This is a genomic window from Sphingopyxis sp. H053 (assembly GCF_001468225.1).
GTDB lineage: Bacteria > Pseudomonadota > Alphaproteobacteria > Sphingomonadales > Sphingomonadaceae > Sphingopyxis.
Map to the genome: position 1 here is coordinate 265,292 of NZ_LNRU01000001.1, position 24,376 is coordinate 289,667.

A 24,376-nucleotide genomic window follows, 5' to 3' on the forward strand; every position below is an offset into this window, starting at 1 on the left:
ACGGACCACGCGAATACGCGGGCCCATCTGCGCGGGCGGCTGTTTAGAAGGAGAAGTATATGGGCGCCGTTTCCAAGAGTCCGAAAATTCTATTGGCGCTGGCCCTTTTGGCCGGCACCGCAACGGGGAGCCTCGCTGCCCAAGAGCAGGCCCCGAACGATGGCGAGGTCATGGCGACCGTTGTCGGCACGCTGCCTTCGCCCGACCAGATGACCAAGGGGCCCAAGGTCGAGGGCATCATCGCCGCGCGCACCGATGGCCGGATCAAGGTCGCGACCGCCGACGGCAACAGCACGACCGTGGCGATCGCCGACTACACCAAGATCAAGAGCAGCGGCGGCTTCCTGGGCCTCGATCGCGACAAGCTTGGCGCGGCTCAGCTGCTCAACGGCCTGCCCGTCACCATCGACACGCTGCAGTGGGATGGCGGACTGGTGGCAAGCCAGGTCCAACTCAAGAACAAGGACCTCCGCACCGCATCGATGATCCACACCGGCACCGATCAGCGCTTTGCCGAACAAACAGCGGCAACCGAGGCGCTGCGCAGCCGCGTGGGCGATATCGACCAGTATAATGTCAAAGGCACAACGAACGTGAACTTCGACACCGGCAAGGCAGTGCTGACCGAGCAGGCGAAAGCCGATCTCTGCAGCGCGGCATCGCAGGCCGACGGGATGGACAACGCCCTGCTGCTGGTCGTTGGCTACACCGATTCGACGGGCAGCCAGGAACTCAACCAGGTGCTTAGCGAAAAGCGCGCCAGCCGCGTCGTCAATCATCTTCAGCAGGCGTGCGGCTGGAAGCCCTATCGCATGCTGACCCCCACCGGGATGGCCGAAGCCGACCCGGCGGCGGACAACACCACGCCCGAAGGCAAGGCCCAGAATCGCCGCGTTGCGGTGAATATTCTGGTCAGCAAGGGTCTGGACGGTATGTAAGATGCGCGGGGTGGGCGGCGCCCACCCCGGCATTTCCGGCCGGAAGCGGCCGTGACGAAACGAAGGGCGGCCGCGAGGCCGCCCTTCGTCGTTTGCGGGTGGGTCAGGCCGCGAGCGGGCGGCGGCTGGCTTTGACAGCAAGGTAGCCGAACAGGATCGCGGTGAGGAGGAGTGCGCCCTGGGCTGCGACGAAGGGACCTTCGGTTCCGTTCGGGGCGAGCGCGTTGAGTGCGGGGACCTTCAGGAACGACTGCACGACCAGCACGAAGAGGTTGAGGTAGAGCGCGGCGGTGGCGCTGGCCGCATAGACCGTCGCTGCGCGGCCGGCGAGCTTGCGGCCATAATAGGCGGTGAATGCGAAAACGAGGATCAATGTCGAGAGGATCCCCGTGCCGAGCGCCGGGGTGAAAGCGACGATCGGGAACAGAAAGCCGGTCAGGCTGGTAAGCAATGTCGTCCAGAGGAAGACGCCGTTCGTCCGGGGCAGGATGCGGCCGCGAGCGTAGGCGGGAAGCGCGATGAGACCCGCGCCGATGCCGACGAAGCTGATCGCGACATGGAGGGCGGTGAACTGCGGGATGGTCAAACCGAGGATCATGACACGTCTCCTTTACGGGTGAGGAGGCGCGGTCGGGGGTCCGCGCCTCTCCCTTATCAGCTGTTGATGAAATCGAGAAGGTCGGCGTTGAACCGGTCCTGATGGGTGACGGTGAGGCCGTGGTCGGCGCCTTCATAGACCTTGAGCACGGCGTGCTTGACGATCTTGACCGTCGAGAGCGCCGCGGCGCCGATCGGCACGATCTGGTCGTCGTCGCCGTGGAGGACGAGCGTCGGCTTGTCGAACTTCTTGAGGTCTTCGTTGAAGTCGCTTTCCGAAAAGGCGCGGATGCTGTCGAGCAGGCCCTTGAGACCGCCGTTCATGCCCTGCCGCACGAAGTCGTCGCGCACCGCTTCGGAGACGACCGCGCCGTCGCGGTTATAGCCGTAAAAGGGCAGGCTCAGGTCCTTGAAGAATTGCGGGCGGTTGTCGAACGTGCCCTTGCGGATGCCGTCGAAGACGTCGATCGGCAGGCCGCCCGGATTGGCTTCGGTCTTGAGCATCAGCGGGGGGACCGCGCCGATCAGCGCGACTTTGGCAACGCGGGCGGTGCCGTGGCGGCCGATATAGCGGGTGACTTCGCCGCCGCCGGTCGAGTGGCCGACGAGGATCACGTCCTTGAGGCCCAGCTGTTCGATCAGTTCGGCGAGGTCGTCGGCGTACTGGTCCATATTGTTGTTGTCCCAGACCTGATCCGAGCGGCCATGGCTGCGGCGGTCGTGGGCGATGGTGCGGAAGCCCTGATTGGCGAAGAAGACCATCTGGGCGTCCCAGGCGTCGGCGCTGAGCGGCCAGCCGTGCGAGAAGACGATCGGCTGCGCGTCCTTCGGACCCCAGTCCTTGAAGAAGATGTTGGTGCCGTCCTTGGTGGTGATGGTGGTCATGATATGGTTCCTTTCGATGAACTTGGCGTTTTTGGGCGGGGGTGTCCGTCCCGGTGAAACAACAGATACGGCGATGCGCGCTTGATCGGGATTGGCGGACGCGACATTATCCGGGCCGATTCCGACAAAGGAGCCGCCATGCCCAAGCTGAAGGTGCCCGACCCCTCCGATATGCCGCTCGTCGAGGTCGGGATGATGACCTATCCCGACTGCCAGATGGGAATGGTCCACGGGATCACCGACCTGTTCGACGTCGCGGGGCGCTTTGCGGTGGATCACGGCCGCAGCCCGCTCCGCGTCAGCCATTGGCGACTGCAGGAGGGCGGGGGCTTTGCGCGCTGGTTCGACAGCCATCCGGGCGAGCCCGCGGGCAATTCGCCCGCGGTGCTGATCGCGCCGGGGAGCCTCCACAAATTGCTCGAGCCGGGCGAAGTCGAGCCCTATGCGCGCTGGCTGCTCGACCGGCACGCGCAGGGTACGGTGCTCGCGTCGAATTGCGGCGGGGCGTTTGCGCTGGCGGCGACGGGATTGCTCGCGGGGCGGCCGGCGACGACGCACTGGTTTTTCGCCGAGGAGTTTCGCAGCCGCTTTCCCGACGTGCGGATGGAGGCCGACCGGATGGTGATCGACGATGGCGACATCGTCACCGCGGGCGGGCTGATGGCGTGGACCGACCTTGGGCTGCGCATCGTCGAACGGCTGCTGGGTCCGACGGTGATGATGGAGACCGCGCGCTTCCTGCTGATCGATCCGTCGGGGCGCGAGCAGAAACATTATGCGAGCTTTGCGCCGAAGCTGACGCACGGCGACGAGGCTATATTGAAGGTGCAGCACTGGCTGCAGGCGCGAGGAGCCGGGCCGGTCGCGGTCGCCGAGATGGCGGGTGAGGCGGGGATGGAAGAGCGCACCTTCCAACGCCGATTCAAGGCGGCGACGGGAATGACGCCGGTCGAATATGTCCAGCATCTGCGCGTCGGCAAGGCGCGCGAACTGCTGGAGTTCACGAAGCGGACGGTCGACCAGATCGCGTGGAGCGTCGGCTATGAGGATGCGGCGGCGTTCCGCAAATTGTTCCACCGCCTGATCGGCCTGTCGCCGCATGAGTATCGGCAGCGTTTTTCGACCCCGCAGTCGCTGGCGGAGGTCGCCTGAAATTTTTTTCGCGCTCGTGTCGATTGGGCGGCGGTTCGTTCGTCGTGTTGGCAGGAGCCGCTGTTGGCCCGATCGAAGAGGAGATGGATGATGCGTGTAATGGTCTTTGTCAAAGCGACCGAGGACAGCGAAAAGGGCCTGCCGCCGACCGAGGACATGACCGAAATGTTCGAGGCGATGGGCAAGTATAACGAGGAGCTGGTGAACGCCGGCGTGATGGTCGACGGCGACGGGTTGAAACCCTCGTCGGCCGGCAAGCGCATCGCGTTCGACGGCGCGAGCCGCACGGTGATCGACGGCCCCTTCGCCGAGACGCGCGAACTCGTCGCGGGCTATTGGGTCTGGGAGGTCAAGGACATGGACGAGGCGGTCGCGTGGGCGAAGCGCTGCCCGAACCCGATGCCCGGGCCGAGCGAACTCGAAATCCGTCCTTTCTATGAAATGGAGGATTTCGGCGATGCGATGACGCCCGAGATTGCCGAGCGCGAACAGCGTCTCCGCGAAAAGCTGGGCGGCGATTAAGTCGTGCAGGCCGCCATGCTTGCCTCCCCGGCCGCGTTGGCCGAGAAGGCGGGCATGGCAGCCGACGAAACTCACCGGGCGATCGAGGCGGTGTTCCGGATCGAGCGGGCGCGGTTGATTGCCGCGCTCGCCCGGATGACGCGCGACGTCGACCGCGCCGAGGAGCTGGCGCAGGAGGCGCTGCTGATCGCGCTGACCGAATGGCCGAAGTCGGGGGTGCCCGATAATCCGGGCGCCTGGCTGACCGCGGCGGCGAAACGGCGGGTGATCGACGGCGTCCGGCACCATGCGATGCGGGAGCGGAAACATGCCGAAATCGCCCGCGAACTCGATGAGGAGCGCGATATGAGCGCGGAGGCCGTCGAGGCGGCGCTCGACGATCCGCTCGGCGACGAGCTGCTCGGGCTGATCTTCGCCGCCTGTCATCCGGTGATTTCGGCCGAGGCGCGCGCCGCGCTGACGCTGCGGCTGGTCGGCGGGTTGACGGTCGAGGAGATCGCCCGGGCTTTCCTGTCGAACGAGGCAACGATTGCAGCACGGATCACGCGCGCCAAGAAGGCGATCGCCAAGGCGGGAGTTACTTTCGAGGTTCCGCGCGGGGCCGAGCTTCAGGCACGCTTGGGGTCGGTGCTCGAGGTCGTCTATCTGATCTTCAACGAAGGCTATGCCGCGACCGCAGGGCCATCGCTCGTCCGACCGCCGCTTTGCGGCGAGGCGCAGCGACTGGGGCGTATCCTTGCCGGATTGATGCCCGAGCAGCCCGAGGTGCTGGGTTTGCTCGCGCTGATGGAAATTCAGGCGTCGCGGCTGGCGGCGCGCGCCGGCCCCGACGGGCGGTTCGTGCCGCTGACCGAACAGAACCGGGCGCGCTGGGACCAGTTGCTCATCCGCCGCGGATTGAATGCGCTCGATCGCGCCGAGGAACTGGGCGGAGCGCGCGGGCCCTATGTATTGCAGGCGGCGCTTGCGGCGTGCCATGCGCGGGCGCGCTCGGCGGAGGAGACCGACTGGCAGCGCATTGCCGGCCTCTACGACCGGCTGGGGCAGGTGATGCCGTCGCCGGTGGTCGAGCTCAATCGGGCGGTCGCGCATAGCATGGCGTTCGGCCCGGAGGCCGGATTGCGGCTGGTCGACGCGATCGCCGATGCGGCGGCGCTGCGCAATTATGCGCCGCTGCCGGCTGCGCGCGGCGATTTCCTGTTCCGCGCCGGGCGGCCGGGCGAAGCACGGGCACAGTTCGAGGCGGCGGCGGCGCTGTCGCTTAACGAGCGCGAGCGCGACTTTCTGCTGGCGCGCGCCGCGGCATGCACCGAATGACGTCGGTTCGTATCGAGACGATCGGGACCGAGGCACAGCCGCTCGTCGTCCTCGATGATTTCGCGCCCGATCCCGATGCCTTGCGAAATTTTGCACAGGCGGCCGATTTCGCCCCGGCACTCAACCATTTTCCGGGGGTGCGTGCGGCGTTACCCGCCGCCTATCTCGCGACGCAGCTCCCGGTCATGGCGGCCGCCGCCGCTCAAGCATTCGGGCGGACCGGGCCGGTCACCGTCGTCGATGCTAGCTTTTCAATCGTCTCGACACCGGCGGGCGAGCTGACCATCCCGCAACGCCTGCCGCATATCGACGCTTTCACCGAGGATCGCATCGCGCTGATCCATTATCTGTCGCCTGCTGGCGGCGATGGCACCGCCTTCTTCCGCCACCGCTCGACGGGCTTCGAGACGGTGGACGAAACGCGGCGCGACCTGTTCTTTCGGCACCTTGACATCGAAATGCGCCACGGCGGGGTGCCGCCGCCCGAATATGTTCAGGGCGATACGCCGCTTTTCGAATGCATCCGCACCGAGCCGGCGCGCTATAATCGCGCGCTCCTTTATCGCAGCTGGAACCTTCACAGCGGGGCGATCTCGCCAGATAATGCGCTGTCGGCCGACCCCGGCGTGGGACGTTTGACGGTGACTGGCTTTCTCTCCATCGGTTGACGGCGCATCCGCCGCGATTTCGGCACGGCTGCGCGACGGTTTGGCGCTGCTGTTCTGGAACGGGACAACGGTCCGCCGCACTTCGGTGTAAAGCCGACGACGAATGCCCTATGGGCGCCCGCGCCTTCTCATTGAAAACTGGACGATATACCCGTGGCTCTTCCGATCCGTATCCTGTTCCCTGCCGCGCTCGTAGCGACCGCGATGACGCTGCCCGCTCTTGCGCAAAGCAAGGCGATCACCGGGATCGACGCGCTGCGCGAGTGGAACCTCGTCGTGCTCGGTAACCTTGAATCCTCGTCCGAAGTCGAGGGTCGGACGTTCGTCGGTGGCAATCTCAGCGGCAATTCGTCGAACTATGGCATCCGCGCGACGACCTCGCCGAACGGGCAGCCGGGGCTGACCGTCGTCGGCAATGTCACGGGCAGCCACAAGAATCTGAACAACGGATCGGGCGCCGTGATCGGCGGCAACGTCTCGAGCGGTTTCAACCTCAACGGCCCGAACCAGACCGTGAAGGTCGGCGGAACGATCAGCAACACCAATATCAACCAGAATACCGTGATTTCGAACCTCGATGCGAGCAATCCGGCGTTCGGGCTGGGGCTGCAGCAGAACAAGGCCGAATTGAAGAGCAGCATGGGCAGCCTGTCGTTCGAAATGGGCACGCTCAAATCGAACAGCCAGCTGACCGTGCAGGGCAACCGCGGCTCCTTCACTGCGCAGCCGAATGCGCAGGGCCTGGCGGTGTTCAACATCACCGCGGCGGACCTCGACAAGATCGGCGAGATTCAGTTCAACCTGAACGGCGCGGACACCGCAATCGTCAACGTCAGCGGCCGGACGATCAACCTCAACGACAATTTCCTCGGCGGCACGAACAACCTCGGCGAACGGGTGATCTGGAATTTCCCCGAGGCCGAGGATCTTAAGCTGACCACCGCATGGGGCGGGTCGGTGCTCGCGCCGCTCGCCGATGCCGAGACGCGCAATTACATTCAGGGGTCGGCGGTGTTCGGCAACCTCAAGCAGAATGGCGAGATGCATATCGGGACGTTCAAGGGCGGTTATGCGACATCGCCGTCGGGCAGCAGTTCAAGCGGCGGCGATAGCTCGACGGGCGGCGGCGCGACGCCGGTTCCCGAACCGGAGATGTTTAGCCTGTTCGGGCTGTGCGTCGGCGGATTGATCCTGTTGCGGCGACGGCGCCCGGCGAAGCGGGACAAGGCTTAGCGCGCTTACTGTCGCTTTCATCCACCGGTGGATGACAGCGCACAAGTCGGGCGATGACGCGTGAGACAATCGCGCCATCGCCCCGACGAGATAGTTACATCGTCGTCGTTTGTGCGGGCGGCAGGCCGGTCGATTTGGCCTGCGCCGTCAGCTCTTCTTTCCGCGCGAGCATCCGTTCGCCGAGAGCGTCGAGGTCGACATCGGCGGCGCGCGCTTGCTGGAACATATTGTCGTGCTCTTTCTCTTCCTCTTTCACATGATGCTCGATCTCTTCCTTGAGCACGGTGACCTTGGAATCGAAAAATTCGTCGTCGGGACTGGAGGCGACGATCTCGTTGATCAGGATTTTGGCGCCGTCATGCTCGACATAGGCTTCCTTCAGGAGGTCGTCGTCGATCTTGCCCTTGAGCGCGGGGTAGAAAACTTCTTCCTCGATCTGCGCATGAATCTTGAGCTCGGTGCAGATCTGGTCGGCGATGCGGCCCTTTTCCTTGGCGCCGCCGGCCTTTTCGAAGCTTGCGAACAATGCCTCGACCTCGCGGTGGTCCTTGGTCAGGATGTGGGTGGCGTCAGTATCTTCGCGGTTCATTGCAGTCTCCGTTCATTGCCTCCCCCGGAGTGAAGGAGAAACGGGGGGCTGCGGCGAAGGTTGCGCGAGCCGAAGGCTAATATCCCCCCTGCGCGCCGGGCGGGCGGTAGAAGCGATGGCGGGTGACCGCGCCGTCGATGATGTGACCACGCAGACGCAGGCGCATTTCTTCTGCGCCGGCAGGCGTGGTGCAGATGAGGCGGGTGCCGCCCGATTGCAGCGGCTCGATCGCGCTGATGCTGACGCCTTGCGACAGGCAGATTTGCTTCACCTCGCTCTCGGGGAGCGCGAGATTCATCGCGCGGCTCATTCGAAGCCCGGATCGCGCGCCCACGCACGGATTGCGGTGGCAACCTGTTCGTAGCCGGTGTCGCTGGCGGTCGCGAGCGCGAGCGGGCGGCCGCCGAGTTCGGCGTTCTCGCTATTGAGAAAGGCGATCGCGGGATCGCGTCCGCCCATCGTCAGAAAGGCGAGCTGGCTGATGTCGCCCTGTCGCCGCGCGTCGTCGCGGGGCAGCGGGGTACGCTTTGGGCGGAAGAAGCTGTTCGACCGCGTCCTGGCGGGGACCGCGGTCCCTTCGGTGACGGTTGCTTCGGCGGGGCTCGTTTCGGGATTCATGGCGCGCGGCTCCTCCTTGTAAGCGGGAGCGCGCATGTCTCTCAGTCGCGGCGGCCTACGAAAAACGCGTGCCGCGATAACGCTTATATGGGGGCGCCGCAGGGACATTGTAAGGCACCGCCGGGGAATGGTTCCCCGGCGGTGCGCTTTGGTCTAGGCGATCTCCCCGGCGAGCGGGCGGACGGCGCGCGGGCGGCGATCGGGGCCGACGGCGACGAAGATAAAGATCGCCTGCGTGACCTTGTTATCCTCGTCGGCGTGACGATCGCGCGCCCAGGCTTCGACCTCGACATGCATCGAGGTGCGGCCGACTTTCACCAATCGCCCGAACACCGAGACCTCGTCGCCGACGAAGACGGGGCGGTGGAAGGACATGCCTTCCACCGAGATCGTCACCGCGCGCCCGCGTGCGTGGCGTGACGCCACCGACGACGCCGCGAGGTCCATCTGCGCCATCAGCCAACCGCCGAAGATGTCGCCATAAACATTGGCGTTGGCGGGCATGGCGGTGACGCGCACCGCGGGCTGGCCGGTCGGCATGGCAGGCTCAGTTTGCATTATAGGCGCCCCGGATGCGCATCGCCTGCGCGGCGGCGACCATCGCGATCAGCGCGGGGCGCACCTCGTCCCATTTGCGTGTCTTGAGCCCGCAGTCGGGGTTCACCCATATCTGCTGCGGCGGGACATGCTTGCCGGCGAGGGTCAGGAGGTCGGTCATCTCGCGCTCGGCGGGGATGCGCGGGCTGTGGATGTCGTAGACGCCGGGGCCGACTTCGTTCGGATAGGCGTAGGTGGCGAAGGCATCGAGCAGCTCCATCTGCGACCGCGCGGTCTCGATCGAGATGACGTCGGCGTCCATCGCGCCGATCGCGCGGATGATGTCGTTGAACTCCGAATAGCACATATGCGTGTGGATCTGCGTGTCGTCGCGGACGCCGCTGGCGGTGATGCGGAAGCTTTCGACCGCCCAATCCAGATAGTGCTGCCATTCGGAGCGGCGGAGCGGCAGGCCTTCGCGCAGCGCGGCTTCGTCGATCTGGATGATCGCGGCACCGGCGGCTTCGAGGTCCTGCACCTCGTCGCGGATCGCTAGCGCGATCTGGCGGCAGCTCGTCTCGCGCGGCTGGTCGTCGCGGACGAAGGACCAGTTGAGGATGGTGACGGGGCCGGTGAGCATGCCCTTCATCGGGCGGTCGGTCTGGTCCTGCGCATAGCGCCACCAGTCGACCGTCATCGGTGCGGGGCGCGAGACGTCGCCGTAGAGGATCGGCGGGCGGACGCAGCGCGAGCCATAGCTTTGCACCCAGCCGGCGCGGGTGAAGGCGAAGCCGGCGAGCTGCTCGCCGAAATATTGCACCATGTCGTTACGTTCGAACTCGCCGTGGACGAGGACGTCGAGGCCGATTTCCTCCTGCCATTTGACCGCGGCGCGCGTTTCGACGCGCAGATAGCGGTCGTAGGCGGCATCGTCGATCTCGCCCTTGATGTGCGCGGCGCGCGCCTTGCGGACCTCGGGAGTCTGCGGGAAGCTGCCGATCGTCGTGGTGGGGTAGGCGGGGAGGGCGAGGCGCTTTTGCTGCGCGTCGCGTCGGTCGGCGAAGGGCGAGGCGCGGCGGGTTGTGGCTTCGTCGAGCGCGGCGAGGCGGGCGGCGACTGCGGGGTCGTGGATTTTCGGTGAGGTCTGGCGTGCGACCGCGGCGATCCGCGAGGCCGAGAAGGCGGCGAAGCTCGCGTCCTCGCCTTCGTTCAGCGCCTTGGCGAGCGCCGCCAGTTCCTCGATCTTTTGCGCCGCGAAGCTTAGCCACTGGGCGATTTCGGGGTCGAGCGAGGTTTCGAGCACGAGGTCGACGGGGACGTGGAGGAGCGAGCAGGACGGGGCGAGGATGAGGTCGCGTTTGCCGGCGAGCTCCTTGAGGCGCCAGTAGAGGTCGGGGAGGTTGGCGCGCCAGATGTTGCGGCCGTCGACGACGCCGAGCGAGAGCAGAACGTGCGGCTGGAGCTTCGTCAGGGCGGGTTCGAGCTGGCCCGGCGCGCGGACGAGGTCGAGGTGGAGGCCGTGGACGGGAAGGTCGGCGACGAGACCCAGATTGTCGCCGAGACCGCCGAAGTAAGTCGTGAGCATCAGCTTCGGCCCGCGGGTGGCGAGGCGGGCGTAGGCGCGCTCGAAGGCGGTGCGCTGCTCCGCGCTGAGGTCGAGGACGAGGCAGGGCTCGTCGATCTGGACCCACTCGGCGCCGGCCTTGGCGAGTCGGGCGAGGATTTCGGCGTAGGCGTCGAGAAGCTGCGGCAGGAGTGCGAGCGGTTCGACGGCCTTGCCCTTGGCGAGCATCAGATAGGAGACGGGGCCGAGGAGGACGGGGCGCGTTTGATAACCCAGCGCCTTGGCTTCCTCAAATTCGTCGAAGATCTTGGTCGAAGCGATCTTGAACGTCTGACCCGCGGTGAGTTCGGGGACCATGAAATGATAGTTGGTGTCGAACCATTTGGTCATTTCCTGCGCGGTGGTGTCGTGGCTGTGGCCGCAGGCGGCGGGCCCCGTTGCATCACCTTGCGCGCCGCGCGCCATGGCGAAATAGAGGTCGGGGTCGACGGTGTCGCCGCTCCAGTCGTAGCGGGCGGGGACCGCGCCGATCAGCGCGCTGGTGTCGAGGACGTGATCGTAGAGCGAGAAGTCGTTCGAGGGCAGGATGTCGGCGCCGAGTGCCTTTTGCCGCGTCCAATTGAGGGCGCGGAGGCCCGATGCGGCGGTCTGCAATTCGGCGAGGGTTGATTTGCCCGCCCAATAGCTTTCGAGCGCGAATTTGAGCTCGCGGCGAAGGCCGATGCGGGGGAAGCCGAGGGTGGCGACGCTGACAGTCATTTCTTCAAGCACCTTGCAAGGGGCAAGGCGCCGGGCAGACGAGCAGGCACGCGTCTGCGCCCGCAAAGCAAGGGTCGGGCGCAGCCATGCATGCGGCCTGACCGGACACCCCGCCGGAGGACGTATCTGACGAGGCAGGTCTCCTGGCTCACGGATCGACGCGGCGGTCTGGCCTTCCCGGTTCCTTGCGAACCAGTGACACATAGCGACCATCGCTCACCGCTTACAGTTGCGGGGGCAGCGCCGGTTTTGCACCGGCTTCCCGTCTTAGCTCCACGCCGTGCAACGGGCGCGGAGAACCTCGACAGGTTGAAACATAACGAAATGGCGGGCTCTGTCAACACACATATAAAGAATTCTTTATATGACATTTCCGGGGCACGGATCGGGCGGCGCCCCGGCCCGGCGCGCCATGCCATCGTCAAGTCGTTTGTCGATTCGAAATGGCGACCCGTCGAACGTACTGCTGATGATACTGGGCAGTATGACAATGATATGCCGTATATTTTCGAGGTCGTGCGCCGCCCTTCGTGGTGCCGTCCGTATGTCCGTGTGACGCAGGAGACGCATCGCCGACCCAATATTTCGCCCCCGGCGGCGGTCACGGCTGGGCCAGCCGTCGGGACTGCCCCCTTCGTTTCCCCCACCGAAGGCTCTCCCCCAGTGAAGCTCCCCCAGCAAAACCCCAGCGGCTCCAACGACGGCGAATGCGACTGTCTGCCGCGTCCAGAAATACAAGCCGACAGGCCCGCGCTGACGACCTTTGTCCTGCGATACCAGGATGCCTGGTTCGGAATGGAAAAGCGCGTCGCGTTCGAGGCCGAAGATGTCGCGGCGGCGCTCGTGATGATGGAGCGCGAGCCGATTGGCGCGTGGGCCGAGCTCACGAGCGAGGGCGAACTGATCTGCCGCCGCGGGTATGAGCCGGGCGGCGCGGCGGACTATTGGGTCGTCGACTGAGGCGGGCGCGTCAGAAACGCTCGCCGACCATCTCCCCGCTCTTCGCGCACGGCGCGTTCGCGTTGCCGGGGGCGATCGCATAGGCCAACCCTCGTCATTCCCGCGAAGAGGAGAGGTTTCAACCGCTCGCCGATTTCCGCAGCTTTTCGCTCGCGGGCGCCGGATCGTTCGCGGGGGCGGGGAGGCCGAAGAAGGCGCGGCGGGCGGCTTCGCCGGCGCGGCGCAGCGGTTCGACGAGTTCGGCATGCGCGGCCTCCCACGCTTCTTCCTCGTCCGCGTCGAGCGTGCGCGCATAATCCTCGTCGCCGAACGCGCCTTCCTCGATGCCGATAAAACCGCCCGGCGGCGGGAAGTTGGTGCGCAGCTCGCCGGTTTCCTCGTCGTGCCAGACGGTCATTGCCGCGGCCTCTTCCTCGGGGGCCGGCCCCTCCTCGTCAGCGCTTTCGGGTCCGGCGTCGGAAATGGCGGAAATCTGCGCAACTTCATTCGCGATTGCGGTTCCGCGCCACAGGGTTGCGAGCGGATTGGCGCGGTTGCCGCGCGCGGCGAGCCAGAGCGCGAGGGCGGCGGCCATTCCGTCCCACTGCCCCTCGGCGTCGGTGTTTTCCGCCCCGGCGGCGCCCGGCGCCACAGCCTCGGCGGCGTCGAAGAGCGCGAGGAAGCCCGGCCAGTCGCCGGCGATGATCTGCGCGAACATTTCCTCGCCCAGCCATCCTCCTTTTTGGGAGGCGCGCGTTTCGACCATCTTGTCGAGCCGCGCGAGCATCGCGAGGCCGAGGCGGGAATCGAGGCGGCGGCGCTTGACGAAGCTGCGGCCCTCCTCGCGCTGGATCTCGGCGGTTTCGTCATGCCCCCAGATCGCGCGGTCGAGCAGCTCGTCGACGAGCCGCCCACGCGCGATCAGCAGCGCCGCGGCGCAGCCGAGCTTGAACGCCGCGCCCTCGGGCCGCTGCTTCAGCTGATAGACGGCGGACGGCGACATGCCGACCTTGGCCGCCGAAATCTTCACCGAACCGTTGGTGGCGAAGGCTTCGAGAAAGTCGCGCTGGAGCCGCGGCGTCCGGTGATAGCTGCCGGGGGCGGGGATGGTGGCGGGATTATGCGCAGCGTCGTTCATCAATTCGTCATTTCGGTTAGGTAAAATCGATAGAATGAACCATTTAGGTAAAATGTAGGAAAGCTAAAATCCCCCTTATTTCGATAAAAGTCGAATTGTATTTGACAGCCAGCGTAGATGCATTCATTTCCATCATATTCGAAATGAGGATTCGCAAATGAAAGCCGACGCTGCCATCGACGCCTTGGGCGCTCTTGCTCAGGAGCATCGCCTCGCGCTGTTCCGCTTGCTGGTACAGGCCGGCGATGGTGGCCTTGCCGCCGGTATGATCGCCGAGAAGCTGGGCGTGCCGAACAGTTCATTGTCATTCCACTTGACGCAGCTCCGCGAGGCCGGGCTGGTTTTGCAGGAACGGCAGCATCGTTCGATCATCTATCGCGCCAACTATCCGGCGATGAATTCGCTGGTCGCGTACCTCTTGGAAAATTGCTGTGCCGGCGCCGCCGATTGCGGCGCGGGCGTGGCGTGTGAAACCCCCGCACAGGAAAGGAAAAGCGCATGAAGCGTCTGCATGTCCACGTCGGCGTCGAGAATCTCGATGCCTCGATCGGCTTTTATTCGACCATGTTCGGTGCCGAGCCGAGTGTCGTGAAGGACGATTATGCCAAATGGATGCTCGAAGATCCGCGCGTCAATTTTGCAATCTCGGCGGGCAATCATGCGCGTAAGGGCATCGAGCATCTCGGCATACAGGCCGAAAGCGCCGAAGAGCTCGGCGAGGTCTATGGCCGCCTGAAAGCAGCCGACGGGCCGGTGCTCGAAGAGGGGCGGACAACCTGCTGCTACGCAAAGTCGGAGAAAAGTTGGATTGCCGATCCCGACGGTATCGTTTGGGAAGCCTTCTTTACCGATGGCGAGGCGACGACCTATGGCGACAGCCCCGCGCTCGATCAGCTTGCGAGCAACGATACTGGTTCGACCTGCTGCGTTCCCAAGTCGGTCGGCGCGGCATGACCCGACCGTTCAACGTCCTTTTCCTTTGCACGGGCAATTCGGCGCGTTCGATCATGTCCGAGGCGATTTTGAACCGCGAAGGCGAGGGCTGCTTTCAGGCCTATTCGGCAGGCAGTTTCCCGAAGGGCGAGGTGCATCCTGCCGCTTTGGCGCTGCTTGGCGAGCTGGGCTATTCGACTGAGGGCTATCGCTCGAAGAGCTGGGACGAGTTTGCCGGGCCTGATGCGCCGCCGCTCGATTTCATCTTCACCGTCTGCGACAACGCCGCCGGCGAGATGTGCCCGATCTGGCCGGGCAAGCCGGTGACAGCGCATTGGGGCATCGAAGACCCGGCTGCCGTTGAAGGCGACGGGCAGCGCGAGGCTTTCTGGCAAGCCTATCTTGCGCTTAAACGGCGCATCGATCTGCTGCTTGCCCTGCCGCTCGCGAGTCTCGACGAACTGAGCCTTGCGGAACGGTTGCGCGCCATTGGGAAGACCGCCGATGAGGAGGCGGCGCTTGGCTGACGTCGCGCTGCTCGGGCGGCGTATCGCGGCCGAGGGCGTAGGCGCCTTCTTCCTGTTCGCCTGTGTCATCGGGTCGGGGATCATGGCGCAGGCACTGTCGGGCGGGAATGACGGCGTCGCTTTGCTCGCCAACACGATTGCGACCGGCGCCATCCTGTTTGTGCTGATTACGATGCTCGGTCCGATTTCGGGCGCGCATTTCAATCCGGCGGTCACGCTCGTTGTTGCGCTTCGGCGCGAACTGCCTTGGCTCGAAGCTGGCGCCTATGTCGCGGCACAGCTTGCCTTTGGTATCCTGGGTGCGTGGGCGGCCCATCTGATGTTCGATCTGCCGACGCTCCAGTTTTCGGCGAAAGCGAGAACCGGACTGGGGCAGTGGGCCGGCGAGTTCGTCGCCACTTTCGGCCTTGTGCTGACGATATTCGGCACGGTGAAATACAAGCCGCAGGCCGTGGCGGCCTCGGTCGGGCTGTATATCACCGCCGCCTATTGGTTCACGTCATCGACCAGCTTTGCAAATCCGGCAATCACCGTAGCGCGCAGCCTTTCGGACACCTTCGCGGGGATTGCGCCGCATGACGTGCCGTTGTTTGTTGTCGCGCAAGTCGCTGGCGCCATCGGCGCCAGCGGCGTTGCCGTGCTTCTGTTTCCGCGTAGCGACTAGGCGCCGTTGGCGGCGCTTAGGATCGCCCTAACACTCGCCGTCGCGACGTCGGTATCCAGCCCGCAGCCGAACAGGCTCTTCCCGTCCGCGGTGCGGCATTCGACGTATGCCGCGGCCTGCACATTGCTGCCCTGGCCGATCGCGTGCTCGCTATAGTCGACGATGTCCATGATCGGGCCGCCGCTTTCCGCCAGCGCGGCGATGACGCTGCTCATCAGGCCGTTGCCGCGGCCGCTGACGCTGCGCGTCGCGCCGTCAATGGTGAGCTTGCCGGCGAAGATGCGGTCGGTGCCCGCATGGCTCTCCGACCAGTCGACGAGTTGGAAGCGCTTGCCCTCGGTCACCAGATAGGCGTGGTCGAAGGCGCCCCAGATGTCCTCGGCGCCGAGTTCGCGGCTCGTTTCGTCGGCCAAGGCCTGCACGACGTGGCTGAAACTCGCCTGCATTTTCTTGGGCAGTTTCAGGCCCTTGTCCTGTTCGAGCACCCATGCGACGCCGCCCTTGCCCGACTGGCTGTTGACGCGGATCACCGCTTCATAGCTGCGGCCGAGGTCGGCGGGGTCGATGGGCAGGTAGGGGACTTCCCAGCGCTCGTCATTCTGGCGCTCGCGCGCGGCGAAGCCTTTCTTGATCGCGTCCTGATGGCTGCCCGAAAAGGCGGTGTAGACGAGCTCGCCGCCATAGGGATGGCGCGGGTGGACGGGGAGCTGGTTGCAATATTCGACCGTCTGGATGACCTCGTCGATGTTCGAGAAGTCCAGCTGCGGGTCGACGCCCTGCGTGTACATGTTGAGCGCGATGGTGACGAGGCAGGTGTTGCCGGTGCGCTCGCCATTGCCGAACAGGCAGCCCTCGACGCGGTCGGCGCCCGCGAGCAGGCCGAGCTCGGCCGCCGCGACGCCGGTGCCGCGGTCGTTGTGGGTGTGCAGGCTGATGATCGCCTTGTCGCGGCCGGGCAGATTTTTGCCGAAATATTCGATCTGGTCGGCGTAGATGTTCGGGGTCGCCGCCTCGACCGTCGCGGGCAGGTTGAGGATGATCGGGTTTTCGGTGGTGGGCTGGAGGATGTCCATCACCGCGGCGCACACCTCGATTGAGAAATCGATTTCGGCGGTCGAGAAGGTTTCGGGGCTGTATTCGAAGCGCCAGTTCGTCTGCGGCAGACGCGCGGCGTTGTCGCGGAGCTGCTTTGCGCCCTCGATCGCGATCTGCTTGATCTCGGCCATTTCCATGCCGAAGACGATCTTGCGCCACGCGGGGCTGACCGCGTTATAGACGTGGACGATCGCGGTCTTTGCGCCCGCGAGGCTGTCGAAGCTGGTGCGGATGAGGTCGGCGCGGCTTTGCGTCAGCACCTGCGGGGTGACGTCGTCGGGGATGCGGCCCGATTTGACGAGGCCGGAGATGAAGTCGAACTCGGTCGCGCCGGCGCTGGGGAAGCCGACTTCGATTTCTTTCAGGCCGATGCGGACGAGCAGGTCGAAGAAACGCGCCTTTTTCTCGGCATCCATCGGGTCGATCAGCGCCTGATTGCCGTCGCGCATGTCGGTGGAGAGCCAGATCGGCGCCTGGGTGGTGACGCGGCCGGGCCATTCGCGATTGCTCAAGGGAATCTGCGGAAAGGCGCTATACTTGACCGAGGGGTCGCGGAGCATGGTCATGATGTTTGGACTTCTTCTGGTGGTTGCGATGCTGTGTCGATCGGACCCTTGAGCGGGTGGCCGCGACTAGCGCGCAGCCAGTGTCACGCCCAAGGGCGTGTAAGTCGCAGAAGAAGAAGGGCGTTGCCGCGCATGGGGAGGCTATTGGTTCAAAATGTCGCGTTTGGCAAGGGGGGAGTGTGAAAATTGCGTGATTGCGCCTCCTTCGTCATCCCCGCGAAGGCGGGGATCCCGCTATTGCGGTAAAAGCGGGACCCCCCGCCTTCGCGGGGGTGACGAGTGAAGAACGGCGGCGGGCTCAGCCTGTCACCCATTCGACCTTCGGATCGGTGAAATCGACAACGTCGGCGAGCTCGCTGACGTTCGGATAACCATAGCCGACGAGGTTGATGAAGGTCTGGATATTGAGCGCGAGCGCGGCCGATTTGAGCGGCACCGGGCTGCGGTGGTTCGAGAAATTATTGTTGCAATAGATGAGGATGGGGCGATCGGTGCTGGCGCCGATCACCGCGGCGAGGCTCTCGGCGGTGAAGTCGGTGAGCGGCAGGTTGACCGCGCCCTTGATATGGCCGCGCGCGAAGGCGTCCTTCGAGCGCGCGTCGAGGAGGAGGGTGCCGGGCTTTGCGGCCTCGGCCTTGAAGGCGTCGAAGGCGATGAGGCGCGTCGCGCGCGCCTGGGCGACGCTGGCGGTCAGCGCCTGGAAGGCGGGATAATCGATTTGCGGGTTCGCTTGCGCCAGCGCGGGGGTGGCGGCGGTGAGGGCGAGAGCGAGAAGCAGGGTGCGCATGGTGATCCTCCCTTGAATATGGGGAGGCTACGCCGCGGTTGCTGGCTCTGCGATGAACCGAAAATGGCGCCGGGCCGCAAGGGATCTTGCGGCCCGGCGCAGTGCAGGGGGTGGTGGCGGGGCGAGCGTCAAGCGGCTTCGCTCTCGTCGTCTTCGTCCCACGGTTCGAAAACCTCGTCCTCAATCAGATTGTCGACCGCGTGGATGCGCACGCCGATGCACCAGTCCAGAAGCGGGCCTTCCCACGCGGCCTCGACTTCGCTGAGGACTTCGGCGGCGTCCGCCGGGCGATCGCCGACGAGGTCGAAATCCTGCACGCCGTCGTCGGGCGGGGTGATGTAGACATGCGGGTCGAGCCGGATATTCGCCCAGCCGATGGTGGGGGCAAGACCCTCGACCTCGACGACGAGCAGCGGATTTTCCTCGTCGCCGTCGATCGAGGCGTTCACTTCGACAATTTCGCGTACCAGTTCGCTCATCACATGGCTCCTGTACGAAAAGGGGCGGGACCATCGCTGGTCCCGCCCCATGTTTACGCGGTGCGTGTGACAGATTGGCGTGAGCTTACTGCTTTTCGAACGCCGCGTGGATTTCGAGTTCGACCGCGTCGCTGACGTAGGGAATGCCCATCGAGACGCCGAAATCGCTGCGCTTGATCGTGGTTTCGGCCTGGAAACCGATGGTTTCCTTCTTGTTCATGCCCATGCCCGCGCCGTGGAAATCGACGTCGAGCGTGACGGGCTTGGTCACGCCGTTGAGCGTCAGATTGCCGGTGACCTTGGCCTCGTCGCCGTCGCTGTCGAGCACGACGCTGGTCGAGACGAATTTGGCGTCGGCGGGGGCGGCGCCGAAGAAGTCGGGCTTGCCGCCGTCCTTGCCGGCGCGCAGCAGGTGGCTGGTCAGCCCGGCGCTGGCGGTGGTGACCTTTGCCACGGGGATCGTGACGTCGACCTTCGCCGCGGCGAGGTTCTTGGGATCGATGACGAGGGTGCCGGTCACGTCGCCGAAAATGCCGGTATATTTGCTGAAGCCGAGGTGATCGACTTCCCACACGACCATCGTGTGGCCGGCGTCGGCGGCGTAGGTGCCCGCGGTGACGCGCGTCTTGTCGGGCGCGCCGGGGGCGGAGCCGCCCTGCGCGAGGACGATCGGGGTGGCGACGAGGGCGAGTGCGAGGGCGGCGAGGGGGACGATGCGACGCATGAGAAAGTCTCCTGTTGAGGACGGCGGGAAGCTAGGCGAAGGCGAGGGACGGCGTCAATAAGCCCCACGGAAACGCAGCGTTGCGATTTGGGTTGCGGCTGCGCATCACCGCAAGGCGCTTGTGCCGCGCCCGCTTTCATGCTGCAACGCGGTAAGCTACGAAAGCTGGGCACGAAGGCTGGGGGCCGACGTCGATGGATAGCTTGTTCGCCCGCGAATCGGGCGAGGTTGAAAATGCCTTTCTGGCGGCGCCGTTCGAAGCGGACGGCTGGAACGCGGCGTTGCGTCTGTTCGCGCGGCGGACCGGATCGTCGCGCGCGCAATTGCTGGGGCTGGGCGACGACGCGACTTTGTTCAACTTCATGCCCGATATCGACCCCGCCTATCAGCGCGAATTCGTGGAAATCGAGGGATGGCGGCCCGAGGTCAACTGGCGCGTCGCCGCGAGCGGCCGCCCGCTCGAGATATTGAGCGAGGCGCATTACGACATCGCGCGCCAGCACAGCGGCACCGACGATTATGAAGAGCATATCCGTAAGTGGGACGGCGTCCACGGCTGCCAGACCGTGTTGGTCGAGGGCGAGGGGCTGCTCGTCGGGCTGGCGGCGCTGCGGTCCGAGCGCGACGGTCGCACCGGGCAGCGCGACCGCAAGCTGTTCGCCGCGGGCGCGACCTATGCGCTGGCGGCGGTCCGCATGCAGCAGGCGATGGCGCAGCGCGGCGCCGCGATGACCGTCGGCGCGTTCGACGCGATCGATGTCGCGGCCTTTCTGGTCGACCGCCACGGCGCGGTTGCGGCGCTGTCGGGGGCGGCCGAGGCGATTGTCGGCGATGGGCCGGGCGGGGGCGCGGGCGGAGCGCTGCGCCTGCGCCGCGGCCGGCTGGGTGCCGCGCGCCGCGATGCCGATACGGCGTTGCAGGCGGCGCTGACACGCGCGCTGAACGGGGAGGCGATGCAGCAGCACTGGATCGGGTCGCCGCAAGATGGCGAGGACGGGTTATTGTGCGAACTCTTCCGCCTGCCGCGGCGCGAATGGGATTTCGGATTCGACCCGCGCGTGCTGGTGGTCGCGCGGCGCGCCGCGGATATTCCCGCGATGCGGATCGTGCCGCTGCGCGCGGCGCTGGGCCTGACCGAAGCCGAGGCCGAGATCGCGCTGCGCCTGGCGAATGGCGAGGCGCGCGAGGAGATCGCGGCGGGGCGCGGCACGAGCACGCAAACGCTGGGCACGCAGATCAAGTCGATCCTGCGCAAGAGCGACGTCGCCCGCGAGGCCGAACTGACGGCGCTGGTGAACCGGTTGCTGCGCTAAAGGAACGGACCGGAAGATACCGGCGGCGGGTCGCGAGCCGCCGATATCCCCCCTCAGGCCGGGCGCCGTCATTGCCGTGCAACGCCGTGCCCCCCATGATCCACCGGCAGGCCGAGGCAAGCCGTTGATCTGCGGCGGGTATCATCGATCTGTCGCGAGTGTCATACCCCGTTCGGGGTATATGCGACGAGCAGAGGGTCAGGGTCCTGCCCCTAGGGCGCGCGGCGTGCCTCGAACCATTCGCGCATCGCCGCGGCGGCGCAGCCGGTGAAACCGTAGCTGCCGACGGGCGAGCAGCTGTTCGGGCGGCTCGCTGCCGCGGCGCCATTGGTATAGCCGTCGACGGCCGAGGCCCAGCTGCCGCCGCCGGCGGGAACATCTTCCTTCAACTCTTCGCGCAATTCCTTGGGCACGCGGTAGCGTTCGGTCTCGGGCTGCTGCGCGCAGACGACGATCTCGTCGCCTTTGGGTTCGGGGCAGGGTTCGTCGCCATAGGTGTAGAGGACCGAGGTGCGCTGCGGCGGCTCGCCCGATTGCGCGAGCGAGCTGTCATTCTGCGCCAGTGCGGGCGCGGCGAAGGCGAGTGCCGCGAAGAGGGGGAGGAGGAGGCCGGCTGTTTTCTTCATTATCGATCGCGTTCCCAGACCCCGTATCCCCGCGGCGCAGATTGATGCGCGAAGATGAACCTAAGCCGAACTCGCCCGGCCTAACCCATTGCGCTTTCGGCGGGAACGGGAATGCGGCGGCCCGGCGCGGGGCCGATGTTACTCAGATGGTGTCTCGAAAATGGAAAACCAGACCCCGTTCCGGTAGTTCGTCGTAGCGGGGTGGGCCTTTGCAACGCTGCATGCCCCCCGACCCCTCCCGCAAGCGGGAAGGGAGAAGGATGGCAACTTCCGGTCGATATCGTCGCCGCGGAGCGGCTGTCTTGGCCGGTAAACCTTCCGGCAGCCGATCTTTGATGTGAACCGACTGGAGCGCCGCGCCTAACCTGCTAAGGGCATCCTATGCTTCACCTGCACGGCCACGGCGGCACCGTCCAAATCGATGGTGTCAAATATGACTGGGAACTCCTGAGCGAGCCCCAACTGTCCTCTTCCGAAGGCTGGAGGGGCATGAGGGTCGCCCTGCGCCAGAGAGATATGCCACGCGAAGCCGTGCTGGAATTTCCGACGCCAAAGCGCCTGTTGAAAGGTTTGCCGAAAGGGCGTTCGCACATCAACGACGCGATAGCCCTGCGAGGGGTGCGAGCGGCATTGTCGGCAGGATGGGACCCGACTTCTCGCGGCAAGCCGATAGTCTTCATGGTTGATGCCAACGGCGACTAAGCGCAATCGTCTGGAGCACTGGCATCCAGCCTGAAGCGCGGCAATTCCTCCTTTGGGAGAAGGGGAATATGAGGGTTTATTTTAATCGCCCAACCAATCGGTTGTGATCGCTCCCCTATGCCCCTCCGGCGCCAGCGCGGCGCGCAGGGCTTCCAGCAGAGGCGGCAGCGCCTGCGTGAAGGCGTAGGGCGGGTTGACGATAAAAAGGCCCGCGCCGTTATAAATGTCGGGCTGATCGCGATCGTACAACCAATGCTCCACCACCAGAAATTTCGGGATGCCGAGCTTGCGTAGCTGCGCCTTCCACCGCACATGCGTGGCGCGGTCTTTCAGCGGATACCAGATCACCGTCACGCCATGCGCCCATTTGCGGTGCGCGGCGGCGAGGGTGGCGGTAATCTGTGCGCGTTCATCGGTCTGCTCGTACGGCGGGTCGACCACCACCACGCCGCGCGCGGTGCGGGGCGGCAGCATCGCCAGCCAAAGCTCGTAGGCGTCGCGCTGATGCACGGCGGCGGATGTGCCGCGCATCGCGCCGCGCAGGGCATAGGCGTCGTCGGGATGCTTCTCGTTCAGGATCAGAAAATCCTGCGGACGCAGAAGCTGCGCCAAGAAGCGCGGCGATCCGGGGTAGAGGCGCGGCTCTTCCCCGGCATTTACCGCCTGCACGGCGGCGCGATAGTCGTCCAGCAAGGGGTTCGTGTCGGCAAAGGCGCGCACTACGCCTTGTGTAGCCTCACCGGTGCGCCTCGCCTCCTCGCCGCCAAGGTCGTACAGCCCGCACCCGGCATGGGTGTCGATCAGGGTGAGCGCGCTCTCTTTGAGCTGCAACGCCCGCACGAGGGCGATGAGCAGGCAGTGCTTTACGACATCGGCGCTGTTGCCGGCATGGAAGGAATGGCGATAATTCATTGTAACTCAAAATCCTGGCGATCTGCCTCTATACCAACGGCTGGGCGCGGAAGCCGAGCGCGAGGCGATGGAAGCAACCAATCCGGTGCCCGTATAGAATCGGGCGGAAACCTTCAAAGCATTCTGCGCAAGGCCTCAACGAGCCGGATGCGATTGGCTTTGCCGCGAAGCGTCCGGTCGTCTGATGTCGGACGAACATTCACATAACGTCGCATTATCAGAACTGCGGCGCTTCGACGCCCGCGTCCGTCAGTAGCGGACCTGCATCCGCCCGATGTCGAATGACTTGGATCGGTCGTTTCCCGCCACTGCCCTATATGGCGCCGAGCGAGGCGCTGATCGCACCCCACACCTGCGTCAGTTCGTCGGCGGTGATGCAATAGGGCGGCATCACGTAGAGCGTGTTGCCGAGCGGGCGGAGGAGGACGCCGTGGTCGCGGGTGAAGGCGATCAGGCGCGGGGCGAGGTTCGAGAGATAGCCCGCGTCGGGGACGACGATGTCGAGCGCGGCGATGGTGCCGAGGCGGCGCGGGTTTTGGGCGCGCGGGTCGTGGCTGAGCAGCGACAGATGCGCGGCCTGTGCGTCGGCGAGGGTGTCGATGCGTTGCTGGACGGGCTCGTCGCGCCAGATTTCGAGGTTCGCGTTCGCGGCGGCGCAGGCGATCGGGTTCGCGGTGTAGCTCGACGAATGATAGAAGGTCTTGCTGCGGTCGGTCGAAAAATGGGCCTCGAAGATCGGTTCGATGCAGAGGGTGACCGCGAGCGGCAGGCTTCCGCCGGTCAGGCCCTTCGACAGGCAGACGATGTCGGGGATGACGCCCGCCTGATCGCAGGCGAAGCGCGTGCCGGTGCGGCCCCAGCCGGTCATCACCTCGTCGGCGATGAAGAGCACGCCGTGGCGGGCGCAGATGGCGCGCATCTCGGCGAGCACCCATGCGGGATAGATGAGCATGCCGCCGGCGCCGAGGATCAAGGGTTCGACGATGAAGGCGGCGGGTTTTTGTGCGCAGGCGGCTTCGAGCGCGTCGAGCGTCGCCTGTTCGCGGCCTTCGTGCGGGAAGGGGATGGTGTCGACGTCGAACAGCAGCGGCTGCCAGGCGCGGTTGTAGACGCCGCGCTCGCCGACCGACATCGTGCCGATCGTGTCGCCGTGATAGCTATGCTCGAGGACGAGGATGCGGCTGCGCGGCTCGCCGATGTTATACCAGTAGCCGAGCGCCATTTTGAGCGCGACCTCGACGCTGGTCGAGCCCGAGTCCGAGAAGAAGACGCGCGTGAGCGGATCGGGGGCGATGCGGATCAGCTCGGCGGCGAGGCTTTCGGCGGGCTCGTGCGTCCAGCCGGCGAAGATGAGCTGGTCGAGCTTTTCGGTCTGGGCGCGGATCGCGGCCATGATGCGCGGGTGCGCGTGGCCGTGGGTGGTGACCCACCATGAGGAGATGGCGTCGATCCAGCTTTGGCCGTCGGCGGCGTAGAGTTTGGCGTCTTTGGCGTGCGAAATCAGCGGGATGGGGTCGCCGAGGCCGTGCTGGGTGAAGGGGTGCCAGATGGGGGAGGTCATGTGGGAACCATTCTCTTTCGTCATTCCCGCG

27 protein-coding genes, 1 pseudogene and 1 riboswitch are annotated in these 24,376 nt (G+C 65.5%); of the genes and pseudogenes, 13 read left to right on the forward strand and 15 right to left on the reverse strand.

All coding sequences use genetic code 11. The features are described 5' to 3' along the window. The first annotated feature begins 59 nt into the window (after window positions 1–59). The gene (locus tag ATE70_RS01220; RefSeq protein WP_058536139.1) at window positions 60–938 is read left to right on the forward strand and encodes an OmpA family protein; all 879 of its coding nucleotides are present in this window, start codon (window positions 60–62) and stop codon (window positions 936–938) included. A gap of 103 nt (window positions 939–1,041) precedes the next feature. Here the strand turns inward: ATE70_RS01220 and ATE70_RS01225 are convergent, their stop codons facing one another. Then, a complete protein-coding gene (locus ATE70_RS01225; RefSeq protein ID WP_058536140.1) occupies window positions 1,042–1,536 on the reverse strand; it encodes a hypothetical protein in 495 nt (164 codons plus the stop codon). Between the two features lie 56 nt (window positions 1,537–1,592). Further along, window positions 1,593–2,420: an alpha/beta fold hydrolase gene (locus tag ATE70_RS01230; protein ID WP_058536141.1), complete on the reverse strand. Its 828-nt coding sequence runs from the start codon at window positions 2,418–2,420 to the stop codon at window positions 1,593–1,595. Window positions 2,421–2,558: 138 nt separating this feature from the next. On the opposite strand from ATE70_RS01230, the gene ATE70_RS01235 reads away from it, so the two are divergent. From ATE70_RS01235 to ATE70_RS01255, 5 genes and pseudogenes are all read left to right on the forward strand, one after another. Next, on the forward strand, window positions 2,559–3,572 hold the full coding sequence (locus ATE70_RS01235; RefSeq protein ID WP_197411346.1) for a GlxA family transcriptional regulator: 1,014 nt from the start codon (window positions 2,559–2,561) through the stop codon (window positions 3,570–3,572). 90 nt (window positions 3,573–3,662) lie between these two features. Beyond that, a pseudogene (locus ATE70_RS01240) lies at window positions 3,663–4,013 on the forward strand (YciI family protein); the annotation flags it as partial. Between the two features lie 135 nt (window positions 4,014–4,148). Beyond that, window positions 4,149–5,411, forward strand: a complete 1,263-nt coding sequence (locus ATE70_RS01245; RefSeq protein WP_058536496.1) for an RNA polymerase sigma factor — start codon at window positions 4,149–4,151, stop codon at window positions 5,409–5,411. Further along, the gene (locus ATE70_RS01250) at window positions 5,408–6,079 is read left to right on the forward strand and encodes a DUF6445 family protein (RefSeq protein ID WP_197411371.1); all 672 of its coding nucleotides are present in this window, start codon (window positions 5,408–5,410) and stop codon (window positions 6,077–6,079) included. The genes ATE70_RS01245 and ATE70_RS01250 overlap by 4 nt, the downstream gene beginning before the upstream one ends. 204 nt (window positions 6,080–6,283) lie before the next feature. Further along, window positions 6,284–7,312 (forward strand): choice-of-anchor A family protein, encoded by a 1,029-nt coding sequence (locus ATE70_RS01255; protein WP_058536497.1) that lies wholly within the window; start codon window positions 6,284–6,286, stop codon window positions 7,310–7,312. Between the two features lie 94 nt (window positions 7,313–7,406). On the opposite strand, the gene ATE70_RS01260 is transcribed toward ATE70_RS01255, so the two are convergent. The 5 genes from ATE70_RS01260 to metE all read right to left on the reverse strand — a co-directional run bounded on the left by ATE70_RS01260 (window position 7,407) and on the right by metE (window position 11,379). After that, entirely contained in the window at window positions 7,407–7,901 is a 495-nt protein-coding gene (locus tag ATE70_RS01260) for a hemerythrin domain-containing protein (RefSeq protein ID WP_058536143.1), read from the reverse strand. 76 nt (window positions 7,902–7,977) lie between these two features. Continuing rightward, on the reverse strand, window positions 7,978–8,199 hold the full coding sequence (locus ATE70_RS01265) for a hypothetical protein (RefSeq protein ID WP_231732549.1): 222 nt from the start codon (window positions 8,197–8,199) through the stop codon (window positions 7,978–7,980). 8 nt (window positions 8,200–8,207) lie between these two features. Then, window positions 8,208–8,519: an antitoxin Xre/MbcA/ParS toxin-binding domain-containing protein gene (locus ATE70_RS01270; RefSeq protein WP_058800977.1), complete on the reverse strand. Its 312-nt coding sequence runs from the start codon at window positions 8,517–8,519 to the stop codon at window positions 8,208–8,210. A 153-nt stretch (window positions 8,520–8,672) separates the two neighbouring features. Then, window positions 8,673–9,059 carry an acyl-CoA thioesterase gene (locus tag ATE70_RS01275; protein ID WP_231740050.1) on the reverse strand — a complete coding sequence of 129 codons (387 nt, stop codon included), beginning with the start codon at window positions 9,057–9,059 and terminating at the stop codon, window positions 8,673–8,675. 7 nt (window positions 9,060–9,066) lie between these two features. Beyond that, window positions 9,067–11,379: a 5-methyltetrahydropteroyltriglutamate--homocysteine S-methyltransferase gene (gene metE / locus ATE70_RS01280; RefSeq protein ID WP_058536147.1), complete on the reverse strand. Its 2,313-nt coding sequence runs from the start codon at window positions 11,377–11,379 to the stop codon at window positions 9,067–9,069. A 116-nt stretch (window positions 11,380–11,495) separates the two neighbouring features. Beyond that, window positions 11,496–11,698, reverse strand: a riboswitch (cobalamin riboswitch). 344 nt (window positions 11,699–12,042) lie between these two features. Here metE and ATE70_RS24640 point away from each other — a divergent pair. After that, entirely contained in the window at window positions 12,043–12,339 is a 297-nt protein-coding gene (locus ATE70_RS24640) for a hypothetical protein (RefSeq protein ID WP_156419579.1), read from the forward strand. Between the two features lie 118 nt (window positions 12,340–12,457). On the opposite strand, the gene ATE70_RS01285 is transcribed toward ATE70_RS24640, so the two are convergent. After that, window positions 12,458–13,456 carry a hypothetical protein gene (locus tag ATE70_RS01285; protein WP_058536148.1) on the reverse strand — a complete coding sequence of 333 codons (999 nt, stop codon included), beginning with the start codon at window positions 13,454–13,456 and terminating at the stop codon, window positions 12,458–12,460. Window positions 13,457–13,613: 157 nt separating this feature from the next. Here ATE70_RS01285 and ATE70_RS01290 point away from each other — a divergent pair, with 157 nt between their 5' ends. Genes ATE70_RS01290 through ATE70_RS01305 form a run of 4 tightly spaced genes read left to right on the forward strand, consistent with a single transcriptional unit; the run spans window position 13,614 to window position 15,580 of the window. Further along, a complete protein-coding gene (locus ATE70_RS01290) occupies window positions 13,614–13,958 on the forward strand; it encodes an ArsR/SmtB family transcription factor (RefSeq protein ID WP_058536149.1) in 345 nt (114 codons plus the stop codon). Beyond that, window positions 13,955–14,410, forward strand: a complete 456-nt coding sequence (locus tag ATE70_RS01295; RefSeq protein WP_058536150.1) for an ArsI/CadI family heavy metal resistance metalloenzyme — start codon at window positions 13,955–13,957, stop codon at window positions 14,408–14,410. Before ATE70_RS01290 ends, ATE70_RS01295 begins: the two co-directional genes overlap by 4 nt. Continuing rightward, a complete protein-coding gene (locus ATE70_RS01300; RefSeq protein ID WP_058536151.1) occupies window positions 14,407–14,916 on the forward strand; it encodes an arsenate reductase ArsC in 510 nt (169 codons plus the stop codon). Before ATE70_RS01295 ends, ATE70_RS01300 begins: the two co-directional genes overlap by 4 nt. Further along, window positions 14,909–15,580, forward strand: coding sequence for an aquaporin (locus ATE70_RS01305; protein ID WP_443028776.1), 672 nt, complete (start codon window positions 14,909–14,911; stop codon window positions 15,578–15,580). Before ATE70_RS01300 ends, ATE70_RS01305 begins: the two co-directional genes overlap by 8 nt. On the opposite strand, the gene leuA is transcribed toward ATE70_RS01305, so the two are convergent. The 4 genes from leuA to ATE70_RS01325 form a co-directional block, all read right to left on the reverse strand. Next, entirely contained in the window at window positions 15,577–17,241 is a 1,665-nt protein-coding gene (leuA, locus tag ATE70_RS01310) for a 2-isopropylmalate synthase (protein WP_058536153.1), read from the reverse strand. The genes ATE70_RS01305 and leuA overlap by 4 nt on opposite strands. 298 nt (window positions 17,242–17,539) lie before the next feature. Next, the gene (locus tag ATE70_RS01315; RefSeq protein ID WP_058536154.1) at window positions 17,540–18,028 is read right to left on the reverse strand and encodes a rhodanese-like domain-containing protein; all 489 of its coding nucleotides are present in this window, start codon (window positions 18,026–18,028) and stop codon (window positions 17,540–17,542) included. Between the two features lie 128 nt (window positions 18,029–18,156). Further along, window positions 18,157–18,507, reverse strand: coding sequence for a hypothetical protein (locus tag ATE70_RS01320; protein ID WP_058536155.1), 351 nt, complete (start codon window positions 18,505–18,507; stop codon window positions 18,157–18,159). Between the two features lie 85 nt (window positions 18,508–18,592). Further along, window positions 18,593–19,231: a YceI family protein gene (locus ATE70_RS01325; protein ID WP_058536156.1), complete on the reverse strand. Its 639-nt coding sequence runs from the start codon at window positions 19,229–19,231 to the stop codon at window positions 18,593–18,595. Window positions 19,232–19,425: 194 nt separating this feature from the next. On the opposite strand from ATE70_RS01325, the gene ATE70_RS01330 reads away from it, so the two are divergent. After that, window positions 19,426–20,544 (forward strand): helix-turn-helix transcriptional regulator, encoded by a 1,119-nt coding sequence (locus tag ATE70_RS01330; protein ID WP_058536157.1) that lies wholly within the window; start codon window positions 19,426–19,428, stop codon window positions 20,542–20,544. Window positions 20,545–20,756: 212 nt separating this feature from the next. On the opposite strand, the gene ATE70_RS01335 is transcribed toward ATE70_RS01330, so the two are convergent. Next, window positions 20,757–21,170: a hypothetical protein gene (locus tag ATE70_RS01335; RefSeq protein WP_056371080.1), complete on the reverse strand. Its 414-nt coding sequence runs from the start codon at window positions 21,168–21,170 to the stop codon at window positions 20,757–20,759. A 381-nt stretch (window positions 21,171–21,551) separates the two neighbouring features. Here ATE70_RS01335 and ATE70_RS01340 point away from each other — a divergent pair, with 381 nt between their 5' ends. Next, window positions 21,552–21,872, forward strand: coding sequence for a hypothetical protein (locus tag ATE70_RS01340; protein WP_058536158.1), 321 nt, complete (start codon window positions 21,552–21,554; stop codon window positions 21,870–21,872). Window positions 21,873–21,953: 81 nt separating this feature from the next. Here ATE70_RS01340 and ATE70_RS01345 read toward each other — a convergent pair whose 3' ends face one another. After that, entirely contained in the window at window positions 21,954–22,784 is an 831-nt protein-coding gene (locus ATE70_RS01345) for a 23S rRNA (adenine(2030)-N(6))-methyltransferase RlmJ (RefSeq protein ID WP_058536159.1), read from the reverse strand. 313 nt (window positions 22,785–23,097) lie between these two features. Further along, a complete protein-coding gene (locus ATE70_RS01350; RefSeq protein WP_058536160.1) occupies window positions 23,098–24,345 on the reverse strand; it encodes an adenosylmethionine--8-amino-7-oxononanoate transaminase in 1,248 nt (415 codons plus the stop codon). Window positions 24,346–24,376 lie beyond the last annotated feature (31 nt).

Coding starts and splice junctions, on each gene's coding strand:
- ATE70_RS01340 (WP_058536158.1), top strand. CDS start 21,552: ATGCTTCACCTGCACGGCCACGGCGGCACCGTCCAAATCGATGGTGTC.
- ATE70_RS01255 (WP_058536497.1), top strand. CDS start 6,284: ATGACGCTGCCCGCTCTTGCGCAAAGCAAGGCGATCACCGGGATCGAC.
- ATE70_RS01350 (WP_058536160.1), bottom strand. CDS start 24,345: ATGACCTCCCCCATCTGGCACCCCTTCACCCAGCACGGCCTCGGCGAC.
- ATE70_RS01260 (WP_058536143.1), bottom strand. CDS start 7,901: ATGAACCGCGAAGATACTGACGCCACCCACATCCTGACCAAGGACCAC.
- ATE70_RS01220 (WP_058536139.1), top strand. CDS start 60: ATGGGCGCCGTTTCCAAGAGTCCGAAAATTCTATTGGCGCTGGCCCTT.
- ATE70_RS01275 (WP_231740050.1), bottom strand. CDS start 9,059: ATGCCGACCGGCCAGCCCGCGGTGCGCGTCACCGCCATGCCCGCCAAC.
- ATE70_RS01265 (WP_231732549.1), bottom strand. CDS start 8,199: ATGAATCTCGCGCTCCCCGAGAGCGAGGTGAAGCAAATCTGCCTGTCG.
- ATE70_RS01290 (WP_058536149.1), top strand. CDS start 13,614: ATGAAAGCCGACGCTGCCATCGACGCCTTGGGCGCTCTTGCTCAGGAG.
- ATE70_RS01250 (WP_197411371.1), top strand. CDS start 5,408: ATGACGTCGGTTCGTATCGAGACGATCGGGACCGAGGCACAGCCGCTC.
- ATE70_RS01225 (WP_058536140.1), bottom strand. CDS start 1,536: ATGATCCTCGGTTTGACCATCCCGCAGTTCACCGCCCTCCATGTCGCG.
- ATE70_RS01335 (WP_056371080.1), bottom strand. CDS start 21,170: ATGAAGAAAACAGCCGGCCTCCTCCTCCCCCTCTTCGCGGCACTCGCC.
- ATE70_RS01295 (WP_058536150.1), top strand. CDS start 13,955: ATGAAGCGTCTGCATGTCCACGTCGGCGTCGAGAATCTCGATGCCTCG.
- ATE70_RS01330 (WP_058536157.1), top strand. CDS start 19,426: ATGGATAGCTTGTTCGCCCGCGAATCGGGCGAGGTTGAAAATGCCTTT.
- leuA (WP_058536153.1), bottom strand. CDS start 17,241: ATGACCATGCTCCGCGACCCCTCGGTCAAGTATAGCGCCTTTCCGCAG.
- ATE70_RS01230 (WP_058536141.1), bottom strand. CDS start 2,420: ATGACCACCATCACCACCAAGGACGGCACCAACATCTTCTTCAAGGAC.
- ATE70_RS01315 (WP_058536154.1), bottom strand. CDS start 18,028: ATGCGCACCCTGCTTCTCGCTCTCGCCCTCACCGCCGCCACCCCCGCG.
- ATE70_RS01300 (WP_058536151.1), top strand. CDS start 14,407: ATGACCCGACCGTTCAACGTCCTTTTCCTTTGCACGGGCAATTCGGCG.
- metE (WP_058536147.1), bottom strand. CDS start 11,379: ATGACTGTCAGCGTCGCCACCCTCGGCTTCCCCCGCATCGGCCTTCGC.
- ATE70_RS01270 (WP_058800977.1), bottom strand. CDS start 8,519: ATGAATCCCGAAACGAGCCCCGCCGAAGCAACCGTCACCGAAGGGACC.
- ATE70_RS01285 (WP_058536148.1), bottom strand. CDS start 13,456: ATGAACGACGCTGCGCATAATCCCGCCACCATCCCCGCCCCCGGCAGC.
- ATE70_RS01325 (WP_058536156.1), bottom strand. CDS start 19,231: ATGCGTCGCATCGTCCCCCTCGCCGCCCTCGCACTCGCCCTCGTCGCC.
- ATE70_RS01245 (WP_058536496.1), top strand. CDS start 4,149: ATGGCAGCCGACGAAACTCACCGGGCGATCGAGGCGGTGTTCCGGATC.
- ATE70_RS01235 (WP_197411346.1), top strand. CDS start 2,559: ATGCCCAAGCTGAAGGTGCCCGACCCCTCCGATATGCCGCTCGTCGAG.
- ATE70_RS01320 (WP_058536155.1), bottom strand. CDS start 18,507: ATGAGCGAACTGGTACGCGAAATTGTCGAAGTGAACGCCTCGATCGAC.
- ATE70_RS01345 (WP_058536159.1), bottom strand. CDS start 22,784: ATGAATTATCGCCATTCCTTCCATGCCGGCAACAGCGCCGATGTCGTA.